General features: G+C 71.9%; 20 protein-coding genes. 10 read left to right on the forward strand and 10 right to left on the reverse strand.

Annotation, left to right across the window (positions count from 1 at the left end; translation table 11 throughout):
* Positions 1-127 precede the first annotated feature (127 nt).
* From OHA30_RS08075 to OHA30_RS08090, 4 genes are all read left to right on the forward strand, one after another.
* Entirely contained in the window at positions 128-739 is a 612-nt protein-coding gene (locus OHA30_RS08075; protein ID WP_405785653.1) for a sigma-70 family RNA polymerase sigma factor, read from the forward strand.
* The gene (locus OHA30_RS08080; protein ID WP_328913123.1) at positions 736-1410 is read left to right on the forward strand and encodes an anti-sigma factor family protein; all 675 of its coding nucleotides are present in this window, start codon (positions 736-738) and stop codon (positions 1408-1410) included. The genes OHA30_RS08075 and OHA30_RS08080 overlap by 4 nt, the downstream gene beginning before the upstream one ends.
* A 225-nt stretch (positions 1411-1635) precedes the next feature.
* A complete protein-coding gene (locus OHA30_RS08085) occupies positions 1636-2679 on the forward strand; it encodes an ATP-binding cassette domain-containing protein (protein WP_328913124.1) in 1044 nt (347 codons plus the stop codon).
* Entirely contained in the window at positions 2676-3509 is an 834-nt protein-coding gene (locus OHA30_RS08090; RefSeq protein WP_328913125.1) for an ABC transporter permease, read from the forward strand. Before OHA30_RS08085 ends, OHA30_RS08090 begins: the two co-directional genes overlap by 4 nt.
* Before the next feature lie 183 nt (positions 3510-3692).
* Here OHA30_RS08090 and OHA30_RS08095 read toward each other — a convergent pair whose 3' ends face one another.
* Entirely contained in the window at positions 3693-7115 is a 3423-nt protein-coding gene (locus OHA30_RS08095) for a BTAD domain-containing putative transcriptional regulator (RefSeq protein WP_328913126.1), read from the reverse strand.
* Between the two features lie 376 nt (positions 7116-7491).
* Between OHA30_RS08095 and OHA30_RS08100 the strand changes: the two genes are divergently transcribed.
* Positions 7492-8277 (forward strand): site-2 protease family protein, encoded by a 786-nt coding sequence (locus OHA30_RS08100; protein WP_328913127.1) that lies wholly within the window; start codon positions 7492-7494, stop codon positions 8275-8277.
* A 51-nt stretch (positions 8278-8328) separates the two neighbouring features.
* Here OHA30_RS08100 and OHA30_RS08105 read toward each other — a convergent pair whose 3' ends face one another.
* The 3 genes from OHA30_RS08105 to OHA30_RS08115 all read right to left on the reverse strand — a co-directional run bounded on the left by OHA30_RS08105 (position 8329) and on the right by OHA30_RS08115 (position 10326).
* The gene (locus OHA30_RS08105; protein WP_328913128.1) at positions 8329-8538 is read right to left on the reverse strand and encodes a hypothetical protein; all 210 of its coding nucleotides are present in this window, start codon (positions 8536-8538) and stop codon (positions 8329-8331) included.
* Between the two features lie 121 nt (positions 8539-8659).
* The gene (gene npdG / locus OHA30_RS08110) at positions 8660-9361 is read right to left on the reverse strand and encodes an NADPH-dependent F420 reductase (protein WP_328913129.1); all 702 of its coding nucleotides are present in this window, start codon (positions 9359-9361) and stop codon (positions 8660-8662) included.
* 314 nt (positions 9362-9675) lie between these two features.
* Positions 9676-10326, reverse strand: a complete 651-nt coding sequence (locus OHA30_RS08115; protein WP_328913130.1) for a biliverdin-producing heme oxygenase — start codon at positions 10324-10326, stop codon at positions 9676-9678.
* A 218-nt stretch (positions 10327-10544) separates the two neighbouring features.
* On the opposite strand from OHA30_RS08115, the gene OHA30_RS08120 reads away from it, so the two are divergent.
* Positions 10545-11309 carry a bifunctional DNA primase/polymerase gene (locus tag OHA30_RS08120; protein WP_328913131.1) on the forward strand — a complete coding sequence of 255 codons (765 nt, stop codon included), beginning with the start codon at positions 10545-10547 and terminating at the stop codon, positions 11307-11309.
* An 88-nt stretch (positions 11310-11397) separates the two neighbouring features.
* Here the strand turns inward: OHA30_RS08120 and OHA30_RS08125 are convergent, their stop codons facing one another.
* Together OHA30_RS08125 and map are read right to left on the reverse strand one after the other, a co-directional pair.
* Positions 11398-12375: a hypothetical protein gene (locus OHA30_RS08125; RefSeq protein ID WP_328913132.1), complete on the reverse strand. Its 978-nt coding sequence runs from the start codon at positions 12373-12375 to the stop codon at positions 11398-11400.
* Between the two features lie 95 nt (positions 12376-12470).
* Entirely contained in the window at positions 12471-13328 is an 858-nt protein-coding gene (gene map / locus OHA30_RS08130) for a type I methionyl aminopeptidase (RefSeq protein WP_328913133.1), read from the reverse strand.
* Between the two features lie 61 nt (positions 13329-13389).
* Here map and OHA30_RS08135 point away from each other — a divergent pair, with 61 nt between their 5' ends.
* From OHA30_RS08135 to OHA30_RS08150, 4 genes are all read left to right on the forward strand, one after another.
* Positions 13390-13584 (forward strand): hypothetical protein, encoded by a 195-nt coding sequence (locus OHA30_RS08135; RefSeq protein WP_328913134.1) that lies wholly within the window; start codon positions 13390-13392, stop codon positions 13582-13584.
* A gap of 195 nt (positions 13585-13779) precedes the next feature.
* A complete protein-coding gene (locus OHA30_RS08140) occupies positions 13780-13923 on the forward strand; it encodes a hypothetical protein (protein WP_328913135.1) in 144 nt (47 codons plus the stop codon).
* Between the two features lie 91 nt (positions 13924-14014).
* Entirely contained in the window at positions 14015-14176 is a 162-nt protein-coding gene (gene amcA, locus OHA30_RS08145) for a multiple cyclophane-containing RiPP AmcA (RefSeq protein ID WP_328913136.1), read from the forward strand.
* Between the two features lie 68 nt (positions 14177-14244).
* Positions 14245-14931, forward strand: coding sequence for a pentapeptide repeat-containing protein (locus tag OHA30_RS08150; RefSeq protein WP_328913137.1), 687 nt, complete (start codon positions 14245-14247; stop codon positions 14929-14931).
* Between the two features lie 333 nt (positions 14932-15264).
* Here OHA30_RS08150 and OHA30_RS08155 read toward each other — a convergent pair whose 3' ends face one another.
* Genes OHA30_RS08155 through OHA30_RS08170 form a run of 4 tightly spaced genes read right to left on the reverse strand, consistent with a single transcriptional unit; the run spans position 15265 to position 19090 of the window.
* The gene (locus OHA30_RS08155) at positions 15265-16404 is read right to left on the reverse strand and encodes a polyprenyl synthetase family protein (RefSeq protein ID WP_328913138.1); all 1140 of its coding nucleotides are present in this window, start codon (positions 16402-16404) and stop codon (positions 15265-15267) included.
* 15 nt (positions 16405-16419) lie between these two features.
* A complete protein-coding gene (gene fabV, locus OHA30_RS08160; protein ID WP_328913139.1) occupies positions 16420-17634 on the reverse strand; it encodes an enoyl-[acyl-carrier-protein] reductase FabV in 1215 nt (404 codons plus the stop codon).
* On the reverse strand, positions 17631-17903 hold the full coding sequence (locus OHA30_RS08165) for an acyl carrier protein (RefSeq protein ID WP_328913140.1): 273 nt from the start codon (positions 17901-17903) through the stop codon (positions 17631-17633). Before OHA30_RS08165 ends, fabV begins: the two co-directional genes overlap by 4 nt.
* Positions 17900-19090: a hypothetical protein gene (locus tag OHA30_RS08170; protein WP_328913141.1), complete on the reverse strand. Its 1191-nt coding sequence runs from the start codon at positions 19088-19090 to the stop codon at positions 17900-17902. Before OHA30_RS08170 ends, OHA30_RS08165 begins: the two co-directional genes overlap by 4 nt.
* Between the last annotated feature and the right edge of the window lie 131 nt (positions 19091-19221).

The raw sequence follows: 19221 nt of genomic DNA on the forward strand, positions 1-19221 counted from the left end.
GGTCCGTCCGGGCCCCACCGGCGTTTTGAGACATCCGGCCACCTCCTCCGTATAGGTGGGTGAACGCCCCTCGCGGCGGCCGCCCTCACCTGTGGAAGTCCCCCCATGGCCCGTTCCCCCGCACCAGATGTCTCGGCCCGCGATACACCGACTCGACCAGGGGCGACGGGTACGGAAGGATGCCGCCGTGGATGGACCCCCCCTGGAACCTCCAGAACCGGCCGGTTCGGTTCCGGAGGAGGAACTCATGCGGGCGCTGTACCGGGAACACTCCGGCGCCCTTTTCGCCTACGTGCTGCGACTCGTCGCCGGCGACCGCTACTTGGCCGAGGACGTCGTGCAGGAGACGCTGCTGCGCGCCTGGAAGAGCGCGTCGCGGCTCGATCCGGCGGCCAGGTCGCTGCGGCCGTGGCTGGTGACGGTCGCCCGCCGCATAGTCATCGACGGACACCGCAGCAGACTGTCGCGTCCGCAGGAGTCCTCCCCCGCCGCCCTGGAGCAATTGCCCGCCCAGGACGAACTGGAGCGTTCACTGCGGCTGATGACGATCTCGGACGCCCTTCAGGACCTGTCCGCCGCACACCGCGAGGCCCTGGTGGAGACCTACTTCCGCGGCCGCACGGTCAACGAGGCGGCGGACGAACTCGGGCTGCCACCCGGCACCGTACGGTCCCGGGTGTTCTACGGGCTGCGCGCTCTGCGGAACGCGCTGGAGGAGAGAGGGGTGACCCCTTCATGACGCCACATATGGACGTGGGCGTCTATCTGCTCGGTGTGCTCGACGACTCGGAGATGGCCAAGTTCGAGGCACATCTCGCCGAGTGCGAGCAGTGCGGCAGGGAACTGGACGAACTCAGCGGCCTGTTGCCGATCCTGAGCGAGATCCGGGACGACGGCATCGGGTACGAGGAGCCGCCCAGCGGCGAGGCGATGCTCGACCGGCTGCTCGACCAGGTCCGACGGGAACGCAAGGCCCGCAGGCGCAGACGGCTGCTGCTCACCGCGGTGGCCGCCGTCCTGGTCGTCGGCGGGCCGGCCGTCGCCGTGCACGACTTCGTCGGCGGCTCCCCCGCGCCGGCGCCCGCCTTCGCCCGCGACCGGCACACGGCCAGCAATCCGGCCACCGGCGCCTCCGCCGAGGTCGGGGTCGCCGACAAAGGGTGGGGCAGCGTCGTGGACCTGCGGCTCACGGGCGTACGCGGCCCGCTGACCTGCAGCCTGATCGCGGTCGGCCAGGACGGCAGCTGGCAGACGGTGGCCACCTGGTCCGTACCCGACACCGGGTACGGCACCGACGCCCAGCCCCATCCGCTCACCGTGCAGGGGGCGTCCGGTTTCCACAAGGACGCCATCAGCCACTTCGATGTCCGCGCAAACGATGGAAAGCTCCTGGTCAGCGTCCCGACTTGACGTGAAGCAGCGCTCGGGACCAGCCCGCGGGACCCGCCATCCTCCGCCGGCCCGCCCCCCGAACCGCCACCGGACCGCCGCCCTCCCGGCCCGGATCGCCGTACGGACCGCTCCCTCCCCCCACATCCCGCCGATCCGCCCCCGATCCGTCACCGATATCCCGCCGACAGCCTCGGTCGGCGGGATATCGGCGCGATGTCGGTGGGGCCCGGCATCGTGGTGGTCATGACGACGCGACTGACAGACAACGGTGGGACCGCCGCCGTCGAGGTGCGCGGTCTGGTCAAGCACTACGGTCAGACCAAGGCACTCGACGGGGTGGATCTGGAAGTGCGCCAGGGCACGGTGCTCGGCGTTCTCGGCCCGAACGGGGCCGGCAAGACCACACTGGTACGGGTGCTCTCCACCCTGATCCAGCCGGACGCGGGCACCGCCCGGGTGGCCGGATACGACGTACTCAAGCAGCCCCGGCAGCTGCGCCGGGTGATCGGACTGACCGGGCAGTACGCCTCGGTGGACGAGAAGCTGTCCGGCCGGGAGAACCTCTACATGATCGGCCGGCTGCTCGACCTGTCCCGCAAGGACGCCCGGACCCGGGCCGACGAGCTGCTGGAACGTTTCTCGCTGACCGAGGCGGCCAAGCGGCCCGCGATGAACTACTCCGGCGGGATGCGCCGCCGCCTCGACCTGGCGGCGAGCATGATCGGCCACCCGTCGGTGCTCTACCTGGACGAGCCGACCACCGGCCTCGACCCCCGGACCCGCAACGAGGTCTGGGAGGAGGTGCAGCGGATGGTCGCCGAGGGCGCGACCGTGCTGCTCACCACCCAGTACATGGAGGAGGCCGAGCAGCTGGCGAGCGAGCTGACGGTCATCGACCGCGGCCGGGTGATCGCCAACGGCAAGGTCGAGGAGCTCAAGGCCAGGGTCGGCGGGCGCACGCTGGAGATCCGGCCGTCCGAGCCGGCGCGGGTGGCGGCGATGGCCGCCGCGATCACCGAGGCCGGGCTTGACGGGGTGGCCGGCGCGGTGGCGGACCAGGAGGCGGGCACGGTGAGTGTGCCGATCCTCAGCGACGAGCAACTGACGTCTGTGGTCGGCTTGTTGGGCGCGCGCGGCTTCGGCATCGCGGGCATCGGCACCCATCTGCCCAGTCTGGACGAGGTGTTCCTGGCGATCACCGGCCAGAAGGCGAGCGCGCCCGGCCCCGAGGGCGACGACAACACCCCTGTCATGGAGAAGAAGCGAGAAATGGAGGTCTCGGTATGAGCGCGGCCACGACGACCGCATTCGCGCCCGGGAAGACGGTCGCGTCCGACGAGACCAGGATCGGTCTGCGGGGCAATCTGCGGCACATCGGCGCCCTCGCGCGCCGCAACATGCTCCAGATCAAGCAGGACCCCGAGTCGATGTTCGACGCGGTCCTGATGCCGGTGATCTTCACCCTGCTCTTCGTGTACGTCTTCGGCGGCGCGGTCTCCGGCAAGGGCCACCAGCAGGAGTACGTGAACTACGTGATCCCCGGCCTGATGGCGATGATGGGCATGAACATCGCCATGGCGGTCGGTACCGGGATCAACGACGACTTCAAGAAGGGGGTCATGGACCGGTTCCGTACGATGCCGATCGCGCGGTCCTCGGTTCTGATCGCCAAGATCGTCGTCGAGGTCGGCCGGATGCTGATCGCCACGGCGATCCTGCTGGGCATGGGCTTCGCGCTCGGTCTGACCATCCACACCGATGTGCTGCATCTGTTCGCGGCCATCGTGCTGTCCACGGCCTTCGGCGCCTCGCTGATGTGGATCTTCATCCTGCTGGGCCTGACCATGAAGACGCCGCAGTCCGTCCAGGGGGTGGCCATGCTCGTGCTGATGCCGCTGCAGTTCGGCAGCTCGATCTTCGCCAAGCCGACCACGATGCCGGGCTGGCTGGAGTCCTTCACGAAGGTCAACCCGCTGTCCAACCTGGCGGACGCCTCCCGCGCGCTGGTCAACGGCGGCGCGGTGGCCCACTCGGTGTGGATGACGCTGGCCTGGTCGGTCGGCATCACCGCGGTGACGATGCCGCTGGCGGTGGCGCGCTTCCGCAAGAAGACCTGACGGCCCCGCGGTCCCGAGAGGGCGCCGCACCCCCGGACCGTACGGTGCCGGACCGCGATGCCGGTCCGGTGCCGTACGGTCCGCGTCGTTCAGCCGGTCCGCGCTGTCCAACCGGTCCGCGTCGGTCCGTCGGTCCGTGGGTCCGCGTTGTCCAGTCGGTCCGCGTCCTTGGGTCCGCGCGGCTCAGTCCACGTCGCGCATCAGGGCGATGGCCCCCTCCACGGTGAGGCCGTCGCCCTCGGCGTACGCCGCCGCGTAGTCCTCGTCGCCGAGCAGGGTGCGCAGCCGGGTCCGGGAGCGGTCCAGCTGCTCGGCCTCGCCGGGCGGCATCACGGAGGGGCGCAGCCGGTCGTGCGCGTTGAGCAGCACGGCCGCACGGAGGGCACGGCGGGTGCCGAGGCCGGTCGCGGGCCCGGACCCGGGCGGCTCGGCGTCCGCCTCGGCGAGCATGGTGAGGAGGTCCACCGCGCCCGGGGCGAGCAGGATGCCCACCCTCGGGGTGATGACGTTCGCCAGCGGGTGGCGGTTCAGCTCGTCGATGCCGTCGGCCACCATGGACAGGCCGGCGTCGGGGTCGCCCAGGCGGCCGATCAGATGGCCCTTCACCCCGTTGAGCATGCCGATCACAAAGCCGGGCGCCCCGCCGGACTGGGTGCCCTCGACGATGGTGGACTCGATCAGCTCCAGGGCCTCGGCGATGTCGTCGCGGCGGCTGAGCATCGACGCGAGCAGGACCTTGCCGAAGAACGCGGCTCCGTCGCTGGCCGCGCCGAACCGCTCGGCGTCCGCGATGCCCTCGCGCACCAGCCGCTCGCCCTCCTCGGGCTCGCCCGCGTTGGACAGCGCCTCGCCGAGCCGGACGGTGAGCACGGGGATGTGCTGGTGCGAGCCGATCTTGCGGGCCAGCTCGATGGCCTCGCGGCAGCAGACGGCCGCGCGCCGCCAGTCACCGCCGTGGCCCGCCGCCTCGGCCTCCCCGGAAAGCGTCTCGGCCATGCCCCATTCGTCGCCGAGCCGTTCGAACAGCCTGCGGCTCTCGGCGATGTCCCGCAGCGAGTCGGACAGCCGCTCCTTCACATCGTTGTTGATCTTCGCGCGCAGTTGCAGGGCGAAGGCCAGCTCCCAGGTCCTGCCGTACTGGCGGCACACCCCCACGGTCTCGTCCATCAGATCGTGGAGCCGTTCGAAATCGCCGGAGAAGAAGGCGCCGTACGGGCGCAGCAGGCCGGGGAAACGGGCCGACTGCGGCAGGTGCGGCGGGTAGGTCGTGAGCAGTGCGCGGCCCATCCGGGCGGTGTCCGGGTCGGTCCACCACTCGACCTCGCCCTCGCGCGCGGACATGCCGACGATCCGGACGTAGCGGCGGGCTTCGAACAGCCGCTCGCCCTCCAGCGGCGGCGGGTCGTCCAGCGGGCCGCGCTCCAGCGGTACGAGGGCCGGCGGGTCGGCGAACGGGTCGGGGCCCATCGCGGCCACGGCGTCGGGCCAACGGCGGCGCTCCGAGATGTAGTTGCGCACCTCCCAGAACCAGGCGCAGCCCAGTACGAGTATCAGCGCCTCCTGTTCGTCGCCGGCCTCGACCGCCCGGCGCAGGGCGGCCCGCAGATTCTCGTGCTCGCGCTCCAGCCGCTCGAACCAGACGAGTTGGCCGCGGCCGCGCAGCAACGGGTCGGCGGTGCGGGCGTATTCACGGAAGTACGTGAGGTGGCGGCGCTCGACGACGGGCCGTTCGGCGGACTCGTCCAGGCGCTCGGCGGCGTACTCGGAGATGGTCTCCAGCATCCGGTAACGGGCGCCGTCCTCGGTGAGGTCGGCCAGCACGAGCGACTTGTCCACCAGGGAGGCGAGCAGCGCGGCCGTGTCGCCCGCATCGATCCGCTCGGCCCCCGCGGCGGCGTGCCGCGGGCCTCCCGCCGGGGTCGGGTCCGCGCAGATGGCCTCGGCGGCCTCCAGGGTCCAGCCGCCGCGGAAGACGGCCAGGCGGCGCAGCAGGACGCGCTCGGGGAGCTCCAGCAGGTCCCAGGACCAGTCCACGACGGCCCGCAGGGTCTGCTGGCGGGGCAGCAGCGTACGGCTGCCGCCGGTCAGCAGCCGGAAGCGGTCGTCGAGGCGGTCGGCGAGCTGGCGCGGGGACAGGCTGCGCAGCCGCGCGGCAGCGAGTTCGATGGCCAGCGGCAGCCCGTCCAGCCGGCGGCACAGCTCGGCGCAGGCGGTCGGGTCCTCCTCGACGGAGAAGCCCGGGCGCGCGGCGGCCCCCCGGTCGGCGAGCAGCCGCAGCGCGGGCGGGTCCGGCAGCGGGTCCAATGGCCGGACCAACTCCCCCGGTACGCCCAGCGGTTCACGGCTCGTGGCCAGGACGGTCACGCCGGGGCAGTCGGCGAGCAACTGCTCGGCGAGGGTGGCCGCCGCGTCGATCACATGCTCGCAGTTGTCCAGTACGAGCAGCAGATCGCGGCTCGCGCAGTAGTCGGCGAGCTGCCGCAGCGGGTCCCTGGCCTTGGCTTCGGCGGCGATCGCGGCCTCCGCCGCGCCGACGGAGTGCAGCAGGGTGTCGCGCAGGCCGAGCGAGCTGATCACGGCCTCCGGGACCGTACGGGGGTCGCTGACCGGGGCCAGTTCGGCGTACCAGACGCCGTCCGGCCAGCGCGCGGCCAGCAGATCGCCCGTTTCCTGGGAGAGCCGGGTCTTGCCGGTGCCGCCGGGGCCGGTCAGCGTGACCAGCCGGGCGCGCTCCAAGTCCCCCCGCACGGCGGCGAGATCGGACTCGCGGCCGACGAAACTGGTCAGCCGCGCGCGGGCGTTGCCCGGCGGCCGTACGGGCGCCGGGGCGGGCGGGCGCGGGGCCGGCGCCTCGGCGGGCGTCACGGCCCGCGCTGCGGGCAGCGGGTCGGGGTGCAGCAACTCCGCGTGCAGCGTGCGCAGTTCACCACTGGGGTCGGCGCCGAGCCGGTCGGCGAGATCGCGGCGGACCTCCTCGTACGCGGCCAGCGCGTCCGCGGTACGGCCGGCCGCCCGCAGCGCGCGGATGTGCAGGGCCCGCAGCGGCTCGTACAGGGGGTTCTCGGCGGCGAGTTCGGCCAGCTCGGGAAGTATCTGGTCGGCCCGGCCGAGGGCGAGTTCGGCGGTCAGGCGCTGCCGGCGGACGTCCAGGCGCAGGGCCTCGCTGCGTACGGCGGCCGTCGCGCGGTCGGGCAGGTCGGCCAGCGCGGGGCCGCGCCACAGGGCGAGCGCGTCGCCGAGCAGCCCGGACGCCTTGATCGGGTCGCCGTCGGCCAGCGCCCGCGCGCCCTCCTCGGCCAGCCGCTCGAAGCGGTAGAGGTCGATGTCCTCGCGGGTGGCCTCCAGCCGGTAGCCGCCCTCGACGGAGGCGACCGCGTCGTGCCCGAGCGCCCGCCGCAGCCGTCCCACCAGCGCCTGGAGCGCGCCGGTCGCCCCGGCCGGCGGCTCGCCGCCCCACACCTCGTCGATGAGCGCGTCGGCGCCGATCACCCGGCCGGGCCGCAGCGCGAGCGCTGTCAGCAGCGCGCGCAGCCGTCCACCCGCCAGCGAAGCGGGCGTGCCGTCGTCGCGCAGGGCCTGGGTGGTGCCGAGGATCACGTATCGCACGGCCCCATTGTTACGGAGTCGGCGGCCTCGCCGCGCCCGGGTTCCCGGCGCGGTCTCCGCGCGTGGAGCGCGGGCGGGTGCGGGCGGGTCCGGGCCGGGTCCGGGCCGGGGGAACGCGGGGGGCCGGCCGGGCGTTGTGCGGGCACGGAGTGTGCTGTGCGGGGCACGGTCCGTCGTACGGCGGGCGCGCGGGGCCCGCGAGGGGGCACGAACCGTCGCGTCGCCGCCACGGTCTGTTCCGTCGCCGCCGACGGGATGGCATGATCGGGCCGCGTCGACCACCGGGGTTCCGGCCCGGCGGCGGCATCCGCCTGACCGAGCACCCTGCCCGCCCCGCCGCAGCACCCGCGTCCGCCGTCCGCCAGGAGCCCGTCCCATGAGCGTCACCCCGATCCGCCGTGCCGTGCGCGGCGGGGACCGCAGGATCAGCCCGATCTTCCTCGCCATCGCCGCGGTGACGGTGGTGTCCGGCTGGGGGGTGTGGTCGCAGTACGCCTCCGACCACGGCTTCGCGGTCTTCCTCTTCGTCCTGTCCGGCTGGGTCGTCTCGCTGTGCCTGCACGAGTACGCGCACGCCCGTACCGCCCTGCACAGCGGTGACATCAGCATCGGCGCCAAGGGCTATCTGACCCTCAACCCGCTCAAGTACACCCACGCGCTGCTGTCCATCGTGCTGCCGGTGGTGTTCTTGATCATGGGCGGCATCGGACTGCCCGGCGGCGCGGTCTTCATCGAACGCGGCCGGATCAAGGGGCGGCTGCGGCACAGTCTGATCTCGGCGGCGGGTCCGCTGACCAATGTCGTCCTCGCGGTCCTGCTGATGCTGCCGTTCACGCTGGGCGCGGCGGACACCTGGCCGACGGAGTTCCTGTCCGCGCTGGCGTTCCTGGCGATGCTCCAGGTCACGGCGGCGGTGCTGAACCTGCTGCCGGTGCCGGGCCTGGACGGCTACGGCGTCCTCGGGCCCTGGCTGTCGCACGGGGTGCGGCGCCAGGTGGAGCCCATCGCGCCCTTCGGTCTGATGGCCGTCTACGGCGTGCTCTGGATCCACTCGGTCAACGTGAAGTTCTTCGACGCGATCTACCGGGTGATGGGCTGGTTCCACGTCCCGGGCATGTACGCGGACTTCGGCTACACGCTCTTCCGGTTCTGGCAGACCTGATCGGGGCGGGTCCGGGACCGGTCGAGGCGGTCCGGGACCGATCGAGGCCGCTCAGGAGCCGTTTCCGGCGGCGGCCGCCGTCTCGCTCCCGCTCTTAGCGTCGAGCCTGGCCTTGCGGCTGTAGTACCACCACATGTTGCTCGTCAGACCGGCCAGCAGCAGCCAGACCACGCCCACCCAGTGGCCGTACACGAAGGACACCACCGCGGCGGCGACGGCCAGCAGGCACACGATGAGGGAGTAGCGGGCGAGGCGGGGCATGGGCGGGGTGGCTCCTGTCGGGCGCGTACGGCGGGTCGTACGGTCATTGTCCCCCATGCCCCGCGCGCGGCGGGGGCGCGGCTCCCCGGGCTCGCGCCCGCCCGCCGCGCCCGGTACGCGCTCAGATGTCGGTGACGCGCAGGCCCGCGTGCGCCTTGTAGCGGCGGTTGACCGAGATCAGATTGGCGACCAGCGACTCGACCTGGTGGGCGTTGCGCAGCCGTCCCGCGAAGACACCGCGCATCCCGGGGATACGGGCGGCGAGCGCCTGGACCAGGTCGGTGTCCGCGCGGGAGTCGCCGAGGACCATCACGTCCGTGTCGATCTCGTCGATCTCCGGGTTCTGCAGCAGCACGGCGGACAGATGGTGGAAGGCGGCGGTGACCCGGGACTCCGGCAGCAGGGCGGCGGCCTGCTGGGCGGCGCTGCCCTCGTCGGGGGTGAGGGCGTACGCGCCCTGCTTGTCGAAACCGAGCGGGTTGACACAGTCGACGACGAGTTTGCCCGCGAGGTCGGCGCGGAGCGCTTCCAGGGTCTTGGCGTGGCCCTCCCAGGGGACGGCCACGATCACGATGTCGCTGCGGCGGGCGCAGTCGGGGTTCTCGGCGCCTTCGATGCCGAGGCCGAGTTCGGCCGCCGCGGCCCGGGCGCGGTCCGCGCGGCGCGAGCCGATGATCACTTTCTGGCCGGAGCGGGCGAGGCGGTAGGCGAGGCCCCGGCCCTGGTCGCCGGTGCCGCCCAGGACGCCGACGGTCAGTCCCGAGACGTCGGCCAGGTCCCAGGGGGACTTGACCGGCGGCGTCTGTGCATCGTCTTTAGTCATACGCCCGATCCTTCCACCCCCTTAACCCCTGCGCGGGGCGCGCCCAGTGCCGTGGGGGCTTTGTTACCCCGCCCCTCCCCCGGGGCTTCGCCTGTGGGTACCCCCATCTCGCTTCGCTCGCCCATGCGGGTGCGACTCTGTCTACGGGTGCCGCCGTGGGCCGCCAGGCCGGCCGGCGGCTCACCGTCACGGGGAGGGGCCGACCACCGGCCCGCAGACGCCGACGGTGGCGCGGCCCCACAAGAAGACCCGCGGACGGAGTCGTAACCGCACGGGCGGGCGGGGTGGGTGAAACAACCCCGCGCCGGAGGCGCCTACGCCGAGAGGGGGAACACCTCGCCCAGCGCCCCGAACACGCGAGTGTTCAAAGCGAAAGCGAGCCGGCACTCCTCCACCACCCTCGCCTTCTCCAGCTCGTCCACCGCCAGCCCGTCCAGCAGCTCCCGGTACTCCCGCTTGAAGGCCGCCGGATTGCCGATCTCCTCGAAGACGTAGAACCGCACCCCGTCCCCCTTACGTGAGAAACCCCACGTCTTCTCGGCGATGCCGCGGATCACCTGACCGCCGGAGAGGTCGCCGAGGTAGCGGGTGTAGTGGTGGGCGACGTAGCCGGCCGGCCAGGTCGCGGCCACCTCGCTCACGCGTTCGGCGTAGCGGACGGTGGCGGGCAGCGCGGTGGCGGTGTCCTGCCAGCCGGGGCCGAGCAGATGGTCGAGGTCGCGCTCCAGCGCGGCGAGCCGCATCAGTTCAGGTCTGAGGAAGGGACCGGCGACGGGGTCGTCGGCCAGCAGGCGCGCGCCGTCCTCCAACGCCCGGTAGACGAACCAGAGTTGTTCGGTGTAGCGGGCGTACGCCTCCACGCCGTGCCGCCCGCCGAGCAGATCGCTCATGAAGGTGGAGTTCTCCGCCTCGGTGTGCTGGTCGTGGCTGGCGGTACGGATCACGGTGGAGAAGGGCTGCGTCAAGGGAAACCTCCCGGGTCAGGCGGCGGACCGTTCGGTGCCGCCGAAACGATCCTGGCAAGTTAGGTATACCTAAGTCAACAGCTTGCCGACAAGCTGTCGGAATCCCCTGGGGAACACTTCCACCCCGGGTGGGTGTTCAATCCGCCCAAGAGGCAGGATGTCCTCCACCAGCCGCGTACCGTGTACGGCAACGGGCCGGGGGCGAGGGAAGGAGCTCGATGGCAGGCAAGAACAGGTTGTCCGGCTGGCTGCGACGCCGTACGGACAGTGCGTCCGGTTCTGCCCGCCCCGCCAGGGCCCCGCGCTCCACCCGGGCCGAGCGCGCCGCCGACCGGGCCGCCGCGCCCGATCCGCGCCGCGACGAGATGATCATGGCCGCCATCGCGGCCGGCCTCCCCGTGGCGCCCGCCGCCCACCCCGAGGGCTTCGGCTGTTCCTGTGAACGGATCGGCTGTCCACTGCCGGGGGTGCACCCGGTCTCGCTCGCCTGGCAGACCCAGGCCAACACCGACCCCGAGCGGGTCGCCCACTGGCTGCGCACCCACCCGCTGGCCAACTTCGTCACCGCCACCGGCATGGACCACGACGTGCTCGACGTCCCCGCCGAGGCCGGCCGGCTCGCGCTGGAACGGCTCACCGTCGACGCCGCCACCCTCGGCCCGGTCGCCGCCCGCGAGGACCGGCTGCTGTTCTTCACCGAGACCCGCGGCACCCCCGTGGACGAGGAGGAGTGGTGGCCCTGCGTACTGGACTGCCACCCCGAGACCGCCGACGAGCACCCCGGCATCCGCTGGCACTGCCGCGGCAGCTACATCCTGCTGCCGCCCGCCCGGCTGCCCTCGGGCCTCACGGTCGACTGGCTGCCCGGCCACGGCCCCGACCTGCCGCTGCCCGACCCGCTGCCGGTGCTGGACATCCTCTCGGACGCCTGCGCGCAGTTCGCCTACGAGCCGGAGCCCGAGCCGATCGCCTGGAGCCGCTGAGACCGTAGGGGGCTCCGGAGCCGCCGGGGTCGCGAGGACAACGAGGAGCGTCGAGGGGCGTCGACTCCCCCGGCGCCCGTACGGGCGGCTACTCGCCCTTCGCCGAGACCAGCCCCACCAGCCGGCTGACGAAGGCCACCTTCGCCGAGCCCCCGGCCGGAGGCACCGTCACCGTCTCCTGCCCCACCCGGGCCAGCGTCACCGAGGTCTTGGGGTCGCCGGCCATCAGCGCCTTGGTGTCGGCGTCGATCGTCAGCCGGTAGCCCTCCCGGTAGGTGGACCTGGCCTGGTGGCGGGTGCTGAAGAACACCACCGCGCCACCGTCCTTCGTACGCAGCGCGACCGGCGTGAAGTCGTCGCCGTCGGCCGGCTGATCGGCGTACTGCGTCACGGAGTCGGCGGTCTTCATATGGTCCTTGCGGGAGTCGATCAGCTCCGTGGTCGCGGCGCCGGGGGCGAAGACCGAGCCCTTGCCGTCCCGCAGATACGCGATGTACTCGGCGCTCAACTGCCCCGGCTGCACGAGCAGTTCGGTTCCCGCGAGCGGTACGGCCGCCGCGTGGCCGTCCTTGTCCACCGCGAAGTCGGGCAGTTGGCCGGGCTGGGCCATCGCCAGGAAGTCCGCCTTCCACGGCTGCCCCGCGGCGCCCCGGCGGAAGACCAGCAGCCAGCGCGAATCCCCGCGGTTGGTCGCCGTGTCCGCCACGAAGAACTTCGGCCAACCGCGCTGCTCGGGAATCAGGAACCGCGCGTCCGAGAGCACCAGCGGCTTGAACGACGGGTTCCCCTTGGGGTTGTTGGCGTGCCTCGCGCGCACCCCGGCCCGGTCGATCTCGCCCAGCGGCCCGGCCTCGATCGAGCCGATCAGCTGCTCGTCGTACGCCTTGGCGGCCGCGTTGTTGACGCTCGCGAAGTGCGCCAGCACCTGTGCGGCCTCGGCCGGCCGCAGCGAGGGTATCTTCGCGCGCTCGCCGTGCACGGTCACGCAGCCGGCCAGCGGCACGGTCAGCGCGAGAGCGGCGCCCCCGAGGCACCACCTGCGGCGGGTCATGGCGCGGCGGATCATGGCGCGTCGGCTCCTTCGTACCCGGCCCGGCGGGCCTTCGTACCCGGTGGAAACGCCGCAACCCTACCGGGCGGGAGCCGTCCGCCGGGCGCCGATCACGGGAGCGTGAGGACCTCGGCGCCGTTCGGGGTGACCACCAGCGTGTGCTCGAACTGGGCAGTCCGCTTGCGGTCCTTGGTCACGACCGTCCAGCCGTCGTCCCACACGTCGTACTCGTGCGTGCCCAGCGTCAGCATCGGCTCGATGGTGAAGGTCATCCCGGGCCGCATCACCGTGGTCGCCCGCGGGTCGTCGTAGTGCGGGATCACCAGCCCCGAGTGGAAAGAGGTGTTGATGCCGTGCCCGGTGAAGTCCCGTACCACGCCGTATCCGAAGCGCTTGGCGTACGACTCGATGACCCGGCCGATCACATTGATCTGCCGCCCGGGACGTACCGCCTTGATCGCCCGCTCCAGCGACTCCCGGGTGCGCTCGACCAGCAGCCGCGACTCCTCGGCGACCTCGCCGACGAAGTAGGTGGCGTTGCAGTCGCCGTGCACACCGTGGATGTACGCGGTCACGTCGAGGTTCACGATGTCGCCGTCGCGCAGCACGGTCGAGTCGGGAATGCCGTGGCAGATCACCTCGTTGACCGAGGTGCACAGCGACTTGGGGAAGCCGCGGTAGCCCAGGTCGGAGGGGTAGGCCCGGTGGTCGACCATGTACTCGTGGGCGATCCGGTCCAGTTCGTCGGTGGTCACCCCGGGCGCGACGGCCGCGGCCGCGGCCTCCATCGCCCGGGCCGCGATGCGCGAGGCGATCCGCATCTTCTCCACGGTCTCCTCGTCCTGCACCTCCGGCCCGGTGTACGGGGTCGGGCCCGGCTTGCCCACGTACTCGGGGCGCGGGATGGACGGCGGCACATGGCGGGTGGGAGAGAGCGTGCCGGGGACGAGGAGCGACTGACCAGACATGCCGACGAGTGTATCGGCGCGGGATCGGGCAGGCTGGGGGTACATCGAGAGGAGGCACGGCATGCCGTTCTTCAAGGCGAGCAAGCCCGCGGGCAAGCCGGGTGAGTGGTACTACTGCCTCAAGCACAAGAAGGTCGAGGAGGGCCCCGACTGTCCCGGCAAGAACCGCTTCGGGCCCTACGCCACCCGCGCCGAGGCGGAGCACGCGATGGACCGCGTGGCCAGCCGTAACGACGAGTGGGACGCCCAGGACTGACACCCGCCGCGCCCCCGCCGCTCAGGAGGCGTCCGGCTGCGCGGCCGGCGCCCCGGGGGCCGGGTGCGCGGCGACGGGGGCCGCGTCGTAAGCGAGCAGCTTGGGGAGGGCCGCGGCGAGCAGGGCCACCGACGCCACGCACGCGAGGCCGCCGGACCAGACCTGTGGCAGACGCGGCGGGCGTTCGCGCTCTCGGTGCCCCAGCTCCCGTTCGTCGTGAGCTTCGAGATATCGATCCGGCCCCGCGCCGAGGCCACCATCCGCAGCAGCGCCCGCCACGCGGTGAACGGCTCACCGCCGGTGATCGCGATCGACGGGAGCCCGATCGACTCGAACTGATCGAGCAGGAAGCCGATCCGGCCGTCGGTCAGCGTCCAATCGAGCGAGGCACATCCGCCACGACAGCCCACCGCGCAGCGCCCGAACTGCTGTGCAGATCAGGCGACTTCGGCACGCGTTCACCACGCACGACGCCCCGGCCCCGGTGATCGTTGAAGCGATGTGGGACAACCGGCCCACATGGGACAACCGGGCGAAGAACCCGGCCCCCTTCGACAACCGCCCGACCTGGGACAACTGGAACAAGAAGTAGCCGCTGGTGCTGCCGGGCTTCGGGGCCGGCAGCACCAGCGACCGAGTCACCGTGCTGAAAGGCTGTTGATGGACACCCGCACGATCCGCCGCACGAGCGTCACCCTCCCCGCCCTGACCGAGCCCAGCCTCTACCTTTCCCACGTCACCTCGTTGGAGGGAGGCCGAGGACGGCTGGCGGAGTTCCACTACGCCGACGCCGATCTGCGCGACCTCGACCTCGCCGAAACCCACCTGCTCGACGGGCGGATCACCGGCCTGAAGGCCCAGCGCACGCGACTGGAGAAGCTACGTGTCGACTCCGTGGAGTTCACCGGCTGCGACCTGGCCTCCCTGCGGTGGACCGACAGCAGGATCTCCCGGGCCGTCTTCCGTGACTGCAAGTTCATGGGCGCCACGCTTGAGGACGTCACGCTCGACAACGTGCTCTTCGAGAACTGCAAGATCGACTACAGCACCTTCACTCGGCTCCGGGCCGCCGGCCCTGTGATCTTCTCGAAGTGCACGCTGCGCGAGACCACCTTCACCGCCGCCGACCTGGGCGCCGCCCTGATCAACCAGTGTGACCTGCGGCTGACCGAGTTCGACGGCGGAAAGTACCGCGGTCTCGACCTTCGGGACAACGACCTCTCCCAGCTCCGCGGCCTGGCCTCCCTCAAGCAGATCGTCATCGACCAGGCCCAGAAGCTCCAGCTGGCCGAAGCTCTCACGGCGGAGCTGGACGTCACCTTCGGCGAAGACCTCGACGACAAGTAGCCCCGCACCCCACCTCGGGAGGCACGGCCATGGGCCCACCGCTCTTGGACCGCCAGACAGGCCGTCGAGCTGATGGGCGGGGTAGTTCCGCGCGCGTCGAGCACACTGGCCGGCCTGCACTCGGAGCTGGGCCGTCATCGGCGCCTGCCGCTGGTGGCCGACTTTCTGGAGGAGACGGGCTGAGCCGGGCGAGCACGCGATGGACTGTGTGGCCACGGTCAGGAGGCGTCCGGCTGCGCGGCCGGGGTCGCGGGGGCCGGGGGCGCCCTGCGAGACCGCCGCACCTGACCTGTGACAGACGCGGCGGGCGTTCGCGGAAGCGGGAGTCCGGGATCACGCGGCCAGATCAGGCCGGGCACGCAAGTACAGGCTGCTGGTGGTGGACAGCGGGTCGTACAGCGCCCGCATGTACTCGAAGGTGTCACCGAGGGCGATCCTGGCCACGGCCGGAAGGGCCTGCGCGGCGGTGATCCGCCGGATGGCCTGCGCCTGCAAATCGCCGATCAGCGTCCGGCAATGGTCGGCGGCGTTCGTGGACTCGATCAGTTCCACGACCGTCCGCAGGTCCACCCGCTCACCCGCCAGATACGCCGCCAGCGTCCCGCGGCCGGCCGGGGCGAGGCGGTCGAGCGCGGCCCGCACCAGCACTGTGCGGCGCCGCCTCGCCAGGTCCGAGGTGTTCGCCAGCGTCAGCACGTCGCCCGCGTCCGCGCCTTCGCTCATCACCCGCACCAGCTCGGTGTACCCGTGGAGGTCGTTCTGCACCTGGAACGCCCCGCACAGCGGAGTGCCGGCCTCGCGCACCGCGGCGAGCCCTGCGTCCTCCAGGCCGCACAGCACCCCGGCCAGCTCCACCGACAGCAGCGCGTACGGCACGAACTGGCGGGCGTGGACGGCCAGGATGCCCTGCTCGGTCACCTCCAGCGGATCACGCAGCACATCCAGGTGAAGCTGCTCGACCTGCCCGGCGGCGACCAGCGCCGTACGGTCCTGGAACACCTCGGCCACCCGCACCCGCACCGCGTCGGGCAGGCCCGACCGCAGGATCGGCAGTGGCGCCAGAGCCGCCAGGACGTCACCGGCGAACAGAGCCGCGCTCACGCCTTCCACAGGCCCGAACGGGTCGGCAAGGGCGTGGTGCGCGGTGGGCCGGCCTCCGCGGATCGTGTCGCCGTCCACGATGTCGTCGTGCAACAGCACGGCCCCGTGCCGGATCTCCAGCGCCGCCGCGACCCGCACCAGGTCGCCCAGGTCGTAGTCCCCGGACCGGTCGAGGGCGAGCGCGGCGTAGAGGAACGCCATGCCCAGCAGGCGGCGACTCGGCCGGGTCACGTACACCCCGGCCGCCTCGCGGACCCGCGGGATGCTGATCCGGGCAGTCGCCTCCGCGAGATCACGATCCACGAAATCGGCGAGGCACGTCTCCACGAGCTGCTGTAAGTCGACGAGGGTGTCGTCATCGAGCCGGGGCATGGCGCTCTCCATCCATCAGGTCAGGGTGGGCCAAGGCACGTCGGTCTCCACCGGCGCGCTGTAGTCGACGCCGGGCACGTCGAAGCCGTACAACCGTCGTACTTCTGCGGTGAACCACGGCAGGTCGGCGAGGTCGCCGATGCTGTCGGTGGTGGCAGCCGCCCACCGCTCGGCGACCTCGGCCTGGACGTCGTCGTCCAGCTCCCACAGGTCCAGCCGGACACGGCCGGCGTCGTCCACGGTGAGCGGCTGGGATCCGGTGAGCTGGTCCCACAGGCTGACGAGCTGGCCGACCGGTGGCACCATGCCGCCGCCGAGATGGCCGCGCAGCAGCCCCACGTACAGGGCGATGCCGGGGATCGCCGTCGAGGACTGGGTGACGGCCGCACCGTTGACCGACGTCACGGCCCGCCCGTGAACCAGGTCGCCGAGCCGGTCGTTCAGCCTGCGCGCGGTGCTCTCCAGGTGAGCCTTCGCCGCGCCGATCGTACCCTCGCGGTAGATCGCCGCCGTCAGCGGCGATCCGATGTAGGACAGCGCCGCCGTGGCGAACCCGTCGGCGAGCAGTCCGCTGCCGCCGAGGTGGTCCACCCACGCTTCCCAGTCGGCGCCGCCCATCACCGCGACGGTCTGCTCGATGTCGTCGCCCTCCGCCGGCTGCGTCTCGACGTCCTTGACCTCCGGAGCGCCGTCCGCGTCGAACACGAGGGTCTTCGTCCGGTACGCGTCGCCGATGGGCTTCAGGACCGACGAGTACGTGATGTCGGTGTCGGGGTCCGTGCGGCGCGGCGCGGCCACCGAGTAGACGAGGTAGTCGAGCTTGCCGCCGAACCGTTCCCGGAGGACATCGGCGACCTGCCGCTTCATCTCGTGGGAGAAGGCATCGCCGTTGAGGAACACCATGTCCCGGCCGGCCTTGGCCGCCAGCTCCGCGGTGGCCGCGGTGCGGTACCAGCCCGCAGTCGCGGTCCGCCGCGCGGTGGGGCCCTTCTCGAGGCATACGCCGATGCCACGGATGCCGTGCCGGGCCAGACCAGCGACGGTGGCCGCCAGGCCGTACCCGGCCGACGAGCCGATGACCAACGCCACCGGCCGGCGACCGGGGGCCGGGGAGAGCCGCGACGGCGGCACGGCCGCCCACATGTCCTCGACCAGGCGGCGGCAGCCGTCCGGGTGCGAGTCGAGGAAGAGAAACCCGCGGCTGCGGGGGGTGATCGCGCGTACGGTCATGACCGGGTCCTTGTCGACAGGGAGCCGGCGGTCACCAGATCGGCTACCGCCTGGTGCAAGTCTGCGACGGTACGGATACGCGCAGTGACTTCGTCCGGCACAACGATCCCGAGCCGGCCTTGGAGGATGTTCACGATCTCCAGCAGCGCGAGGCTGTCCACACAGGCGTCCTCCAGCGGAGTCGCCTTTCGCAGGAAGGCCCGTACCGGCTCCCCGGTCACCTCGACCAGCGCCCGCAGAACCTCCCGCTCCGCGTCCGGTTCGCTCACCGCACACCCCGCCCGGCGGCCGGGCGGGCGAACAGCGCGGCGGCCGGAACGACCGGCACGGCCCGGTGCCCGGTCGTCTCGCCCGTGGCCCTGTCGTGCTGGTCGATCAGCAGGGAACAGGAGTCACAGAAGCTGGTGCACGTCGTGCCCGAGGTGAAGTCCCTCGGCACGATGTCGTGCAGACCGGCCAGACCGCCACCGTCCCGGACCCGCTTGACGTACGCCGAGGAGTTCACCCGCTCCAGGACCCGCCGCGCCGGCTCGCGCAGCAGATTCCCGAAGGCCAACCTTTCCGGCACGTTGAACGCGGCGCAGGAGTACCAGTCGCCGTTCTGCTTGAGCAACGACGTCGGTAACACGTACGCACCGACGGTCGGCGCGAAGCAGTCGAAGCAGTTGTCCATCCACCGCTCGATCGTGGTGTGTCCCGGCCGGTGCACCGGCGCCTGCTCGTCGAGGCGTTCGTTGACCAGGTAGACCCGCATCGTGGAGTGCACCCGGTCGTGTGGGAAGTTCCCGTACGCGGCCTCGTAGACACGGACCAGGGCGTCGAGCCTGTGCTCGCGCGTCGCCGGATCGGCCAACGACGACACGGCCACGTTCAGTTGGTGTTCGGTGTAGTGCGTCACCGCGTGGTGCAGAATCCGAGCCACGTATTCCAGCGGTGTCGTCTGCTCGCCGATCGACAGCATCAACAGCGGCACGAACAGGCGCGAGTCCAGCCAACCGGCCCGCTCCAGCCGCCCGAACACCGGCGCGCACCGCCTCTCGGTGCCCCAGCTCCCGTTCGTCGTGAGCTTCGAGATATCGATCCGGCCCCGCGCCGAGGCCACCATCCGCAGCAGCGCCCGCCACGCGGTGAACGGCTCACCGCCGGTGATCGCGATCGACGGGAGCCCGATCGACTCGAACTGATCGAGCAGGAAGCCGATCCGGCCGTCGGTCAGCGTCCGACCCTGGTCCAGCGGCAGCGCCCCCATGCCGCAGGACGGGCACGAGTCGTCGCACTTCGTGGTCAGCTCCAGCTCAACCCGCATCGGCAGGTACGGCGCATCCGGATCCAGGCCGGCCGCCGCCCACCTTTCCCGGGCCAGGGTGAAGACGTCCGGTGTCTTCACCGCGTACTTTCCGTGGAACGGCTTCACGGGGTGTCCTTCGACGTACAGCCCCGTCCCCTCTTTGATCACGGCACTCTCCTTCACCAGCCGCCCGATCCGGGCGCCGGCCATCAGCGGACAGCACAGGTTCACCTCCACGCCCAGCGCGACAACCGCAGGCGTAGGACACGACCAATGCACGCGGGCCGTCAGGCAGGCCC

It is taken from the genome of Streptomyces sp. NBC_00223 (genome assembly GCF_036199905.1).
GTDB lineage: Bacteria > Actinomycetota > Actinomycetes > Streptomycetales > Streptomycetaceae > Actinacidiphila.

What these genes read in the sequence shown, in the direction of transcription:
- OHA30_RS08075 (WP_405785653.1), top strand. Translation starts at nt 128, where the DNA reads ATGTCTCGGCCCGCGATACACCGACTCGACCAGGGGCGACGGGTACGG.
- OHA30_RS08080 (WP_328913123.1), top strand. Translation starts at nt 736, where the DNA reads ATGACGCCACATATGGACGTGGGCGTCTATCTGCTCGGTGTGCTCGAC.
- OHA30_RS08085 (WP_328913124.1), top strand. Translation starts at nt 1,636, where the DNA reads ATGACGACGCGACTGACAGACAACGGTGGGACCGCCGCCGTCGAGGTG.
- OHA30_RS08090 (WP_328913125.1), top strand. Translation starts at nt 2,676, where the DNA reads ATGAGCGCGGCCACGACGACCGCATTCGCGCCCGGGAAGACGGTCGCG.
- OHA30_RS08100 (WP_328913127.1), top strand. Translation starts at nt 7,492, where the DNA reads ATGAGCGTCACCCCGATCCGCCGTGCCGTGCGCGGCGGGGACCGCAGG.
- OHA30_RS08105 (WP_328913128.1), bottom strand. Translation starts at nt 8,538, where the DNA reads ATGCCCCGCCTCGCCCGCTACTCCCTCATCGTGTGCCTGCTGGCCGTC.
- npdG (WP_328913129.1), bottom strand. Translation starts at nt 9,361, where the DNA reads ATGACTAAAGACGATGCACAGACGCCGCCGGTCAAGTCCCCCTGGGAC.
- OHA30_RS08120 (WP_328913131.1), top strand. Translation starts at nt 10,545, where the DNA reads ATGGCAGGCAAGAACAGGTTGTCCGGCTGGCTGCGACGCCGTACGGAC.
- OHA30_RS08125 (WP_328913132.1), bottom strand. Translation starts at nt 12,375, where the DNA reads ATGATCCGCCGCGCCATGACCCGCCGCAGGTGGTGCCTCGGGGGCGCC.
- map (WP_328913133.1), bottom strand. Translation starts at nt 13,328, where the DNA reads ATGTCTGGTCAGTCGCTCCTCGTCCCCGGCACGCTCTCTCCCACCCGC.
- OHA30_RS08135 (WP_328913134.1), top strand. Translation starts at nt 13,390, where the DNA reads ATGCCGTTCTTCAAGGCGAGCAAGCCCGCGGGCAAGCCGGGTGAGTGG.
- OHA30_RS08150 (WP_328913137.1), top strand. Translation starts at nt 14,245, where the DNA reads ATGGACACCCGCACGATCCGCCGCACGAGCGTCACCCTCCCCGCCCTG.
- OHA30_RS08155 (WP_328913138.1), bottom strand. Translation starts at nt 16,404, where the DNA reads ATGCCCCGGCTCGATGACGACACCCTCGTCGACTTACAGCAGCTCGTG.
- fabV (WP_328913139.1), bottom strand. Translation starts at nt 17,634, where the DNA reads ATGACCGTACGCGCGATCACCCCCCGCAGCCGCGGGTTTCTCTTCCTC.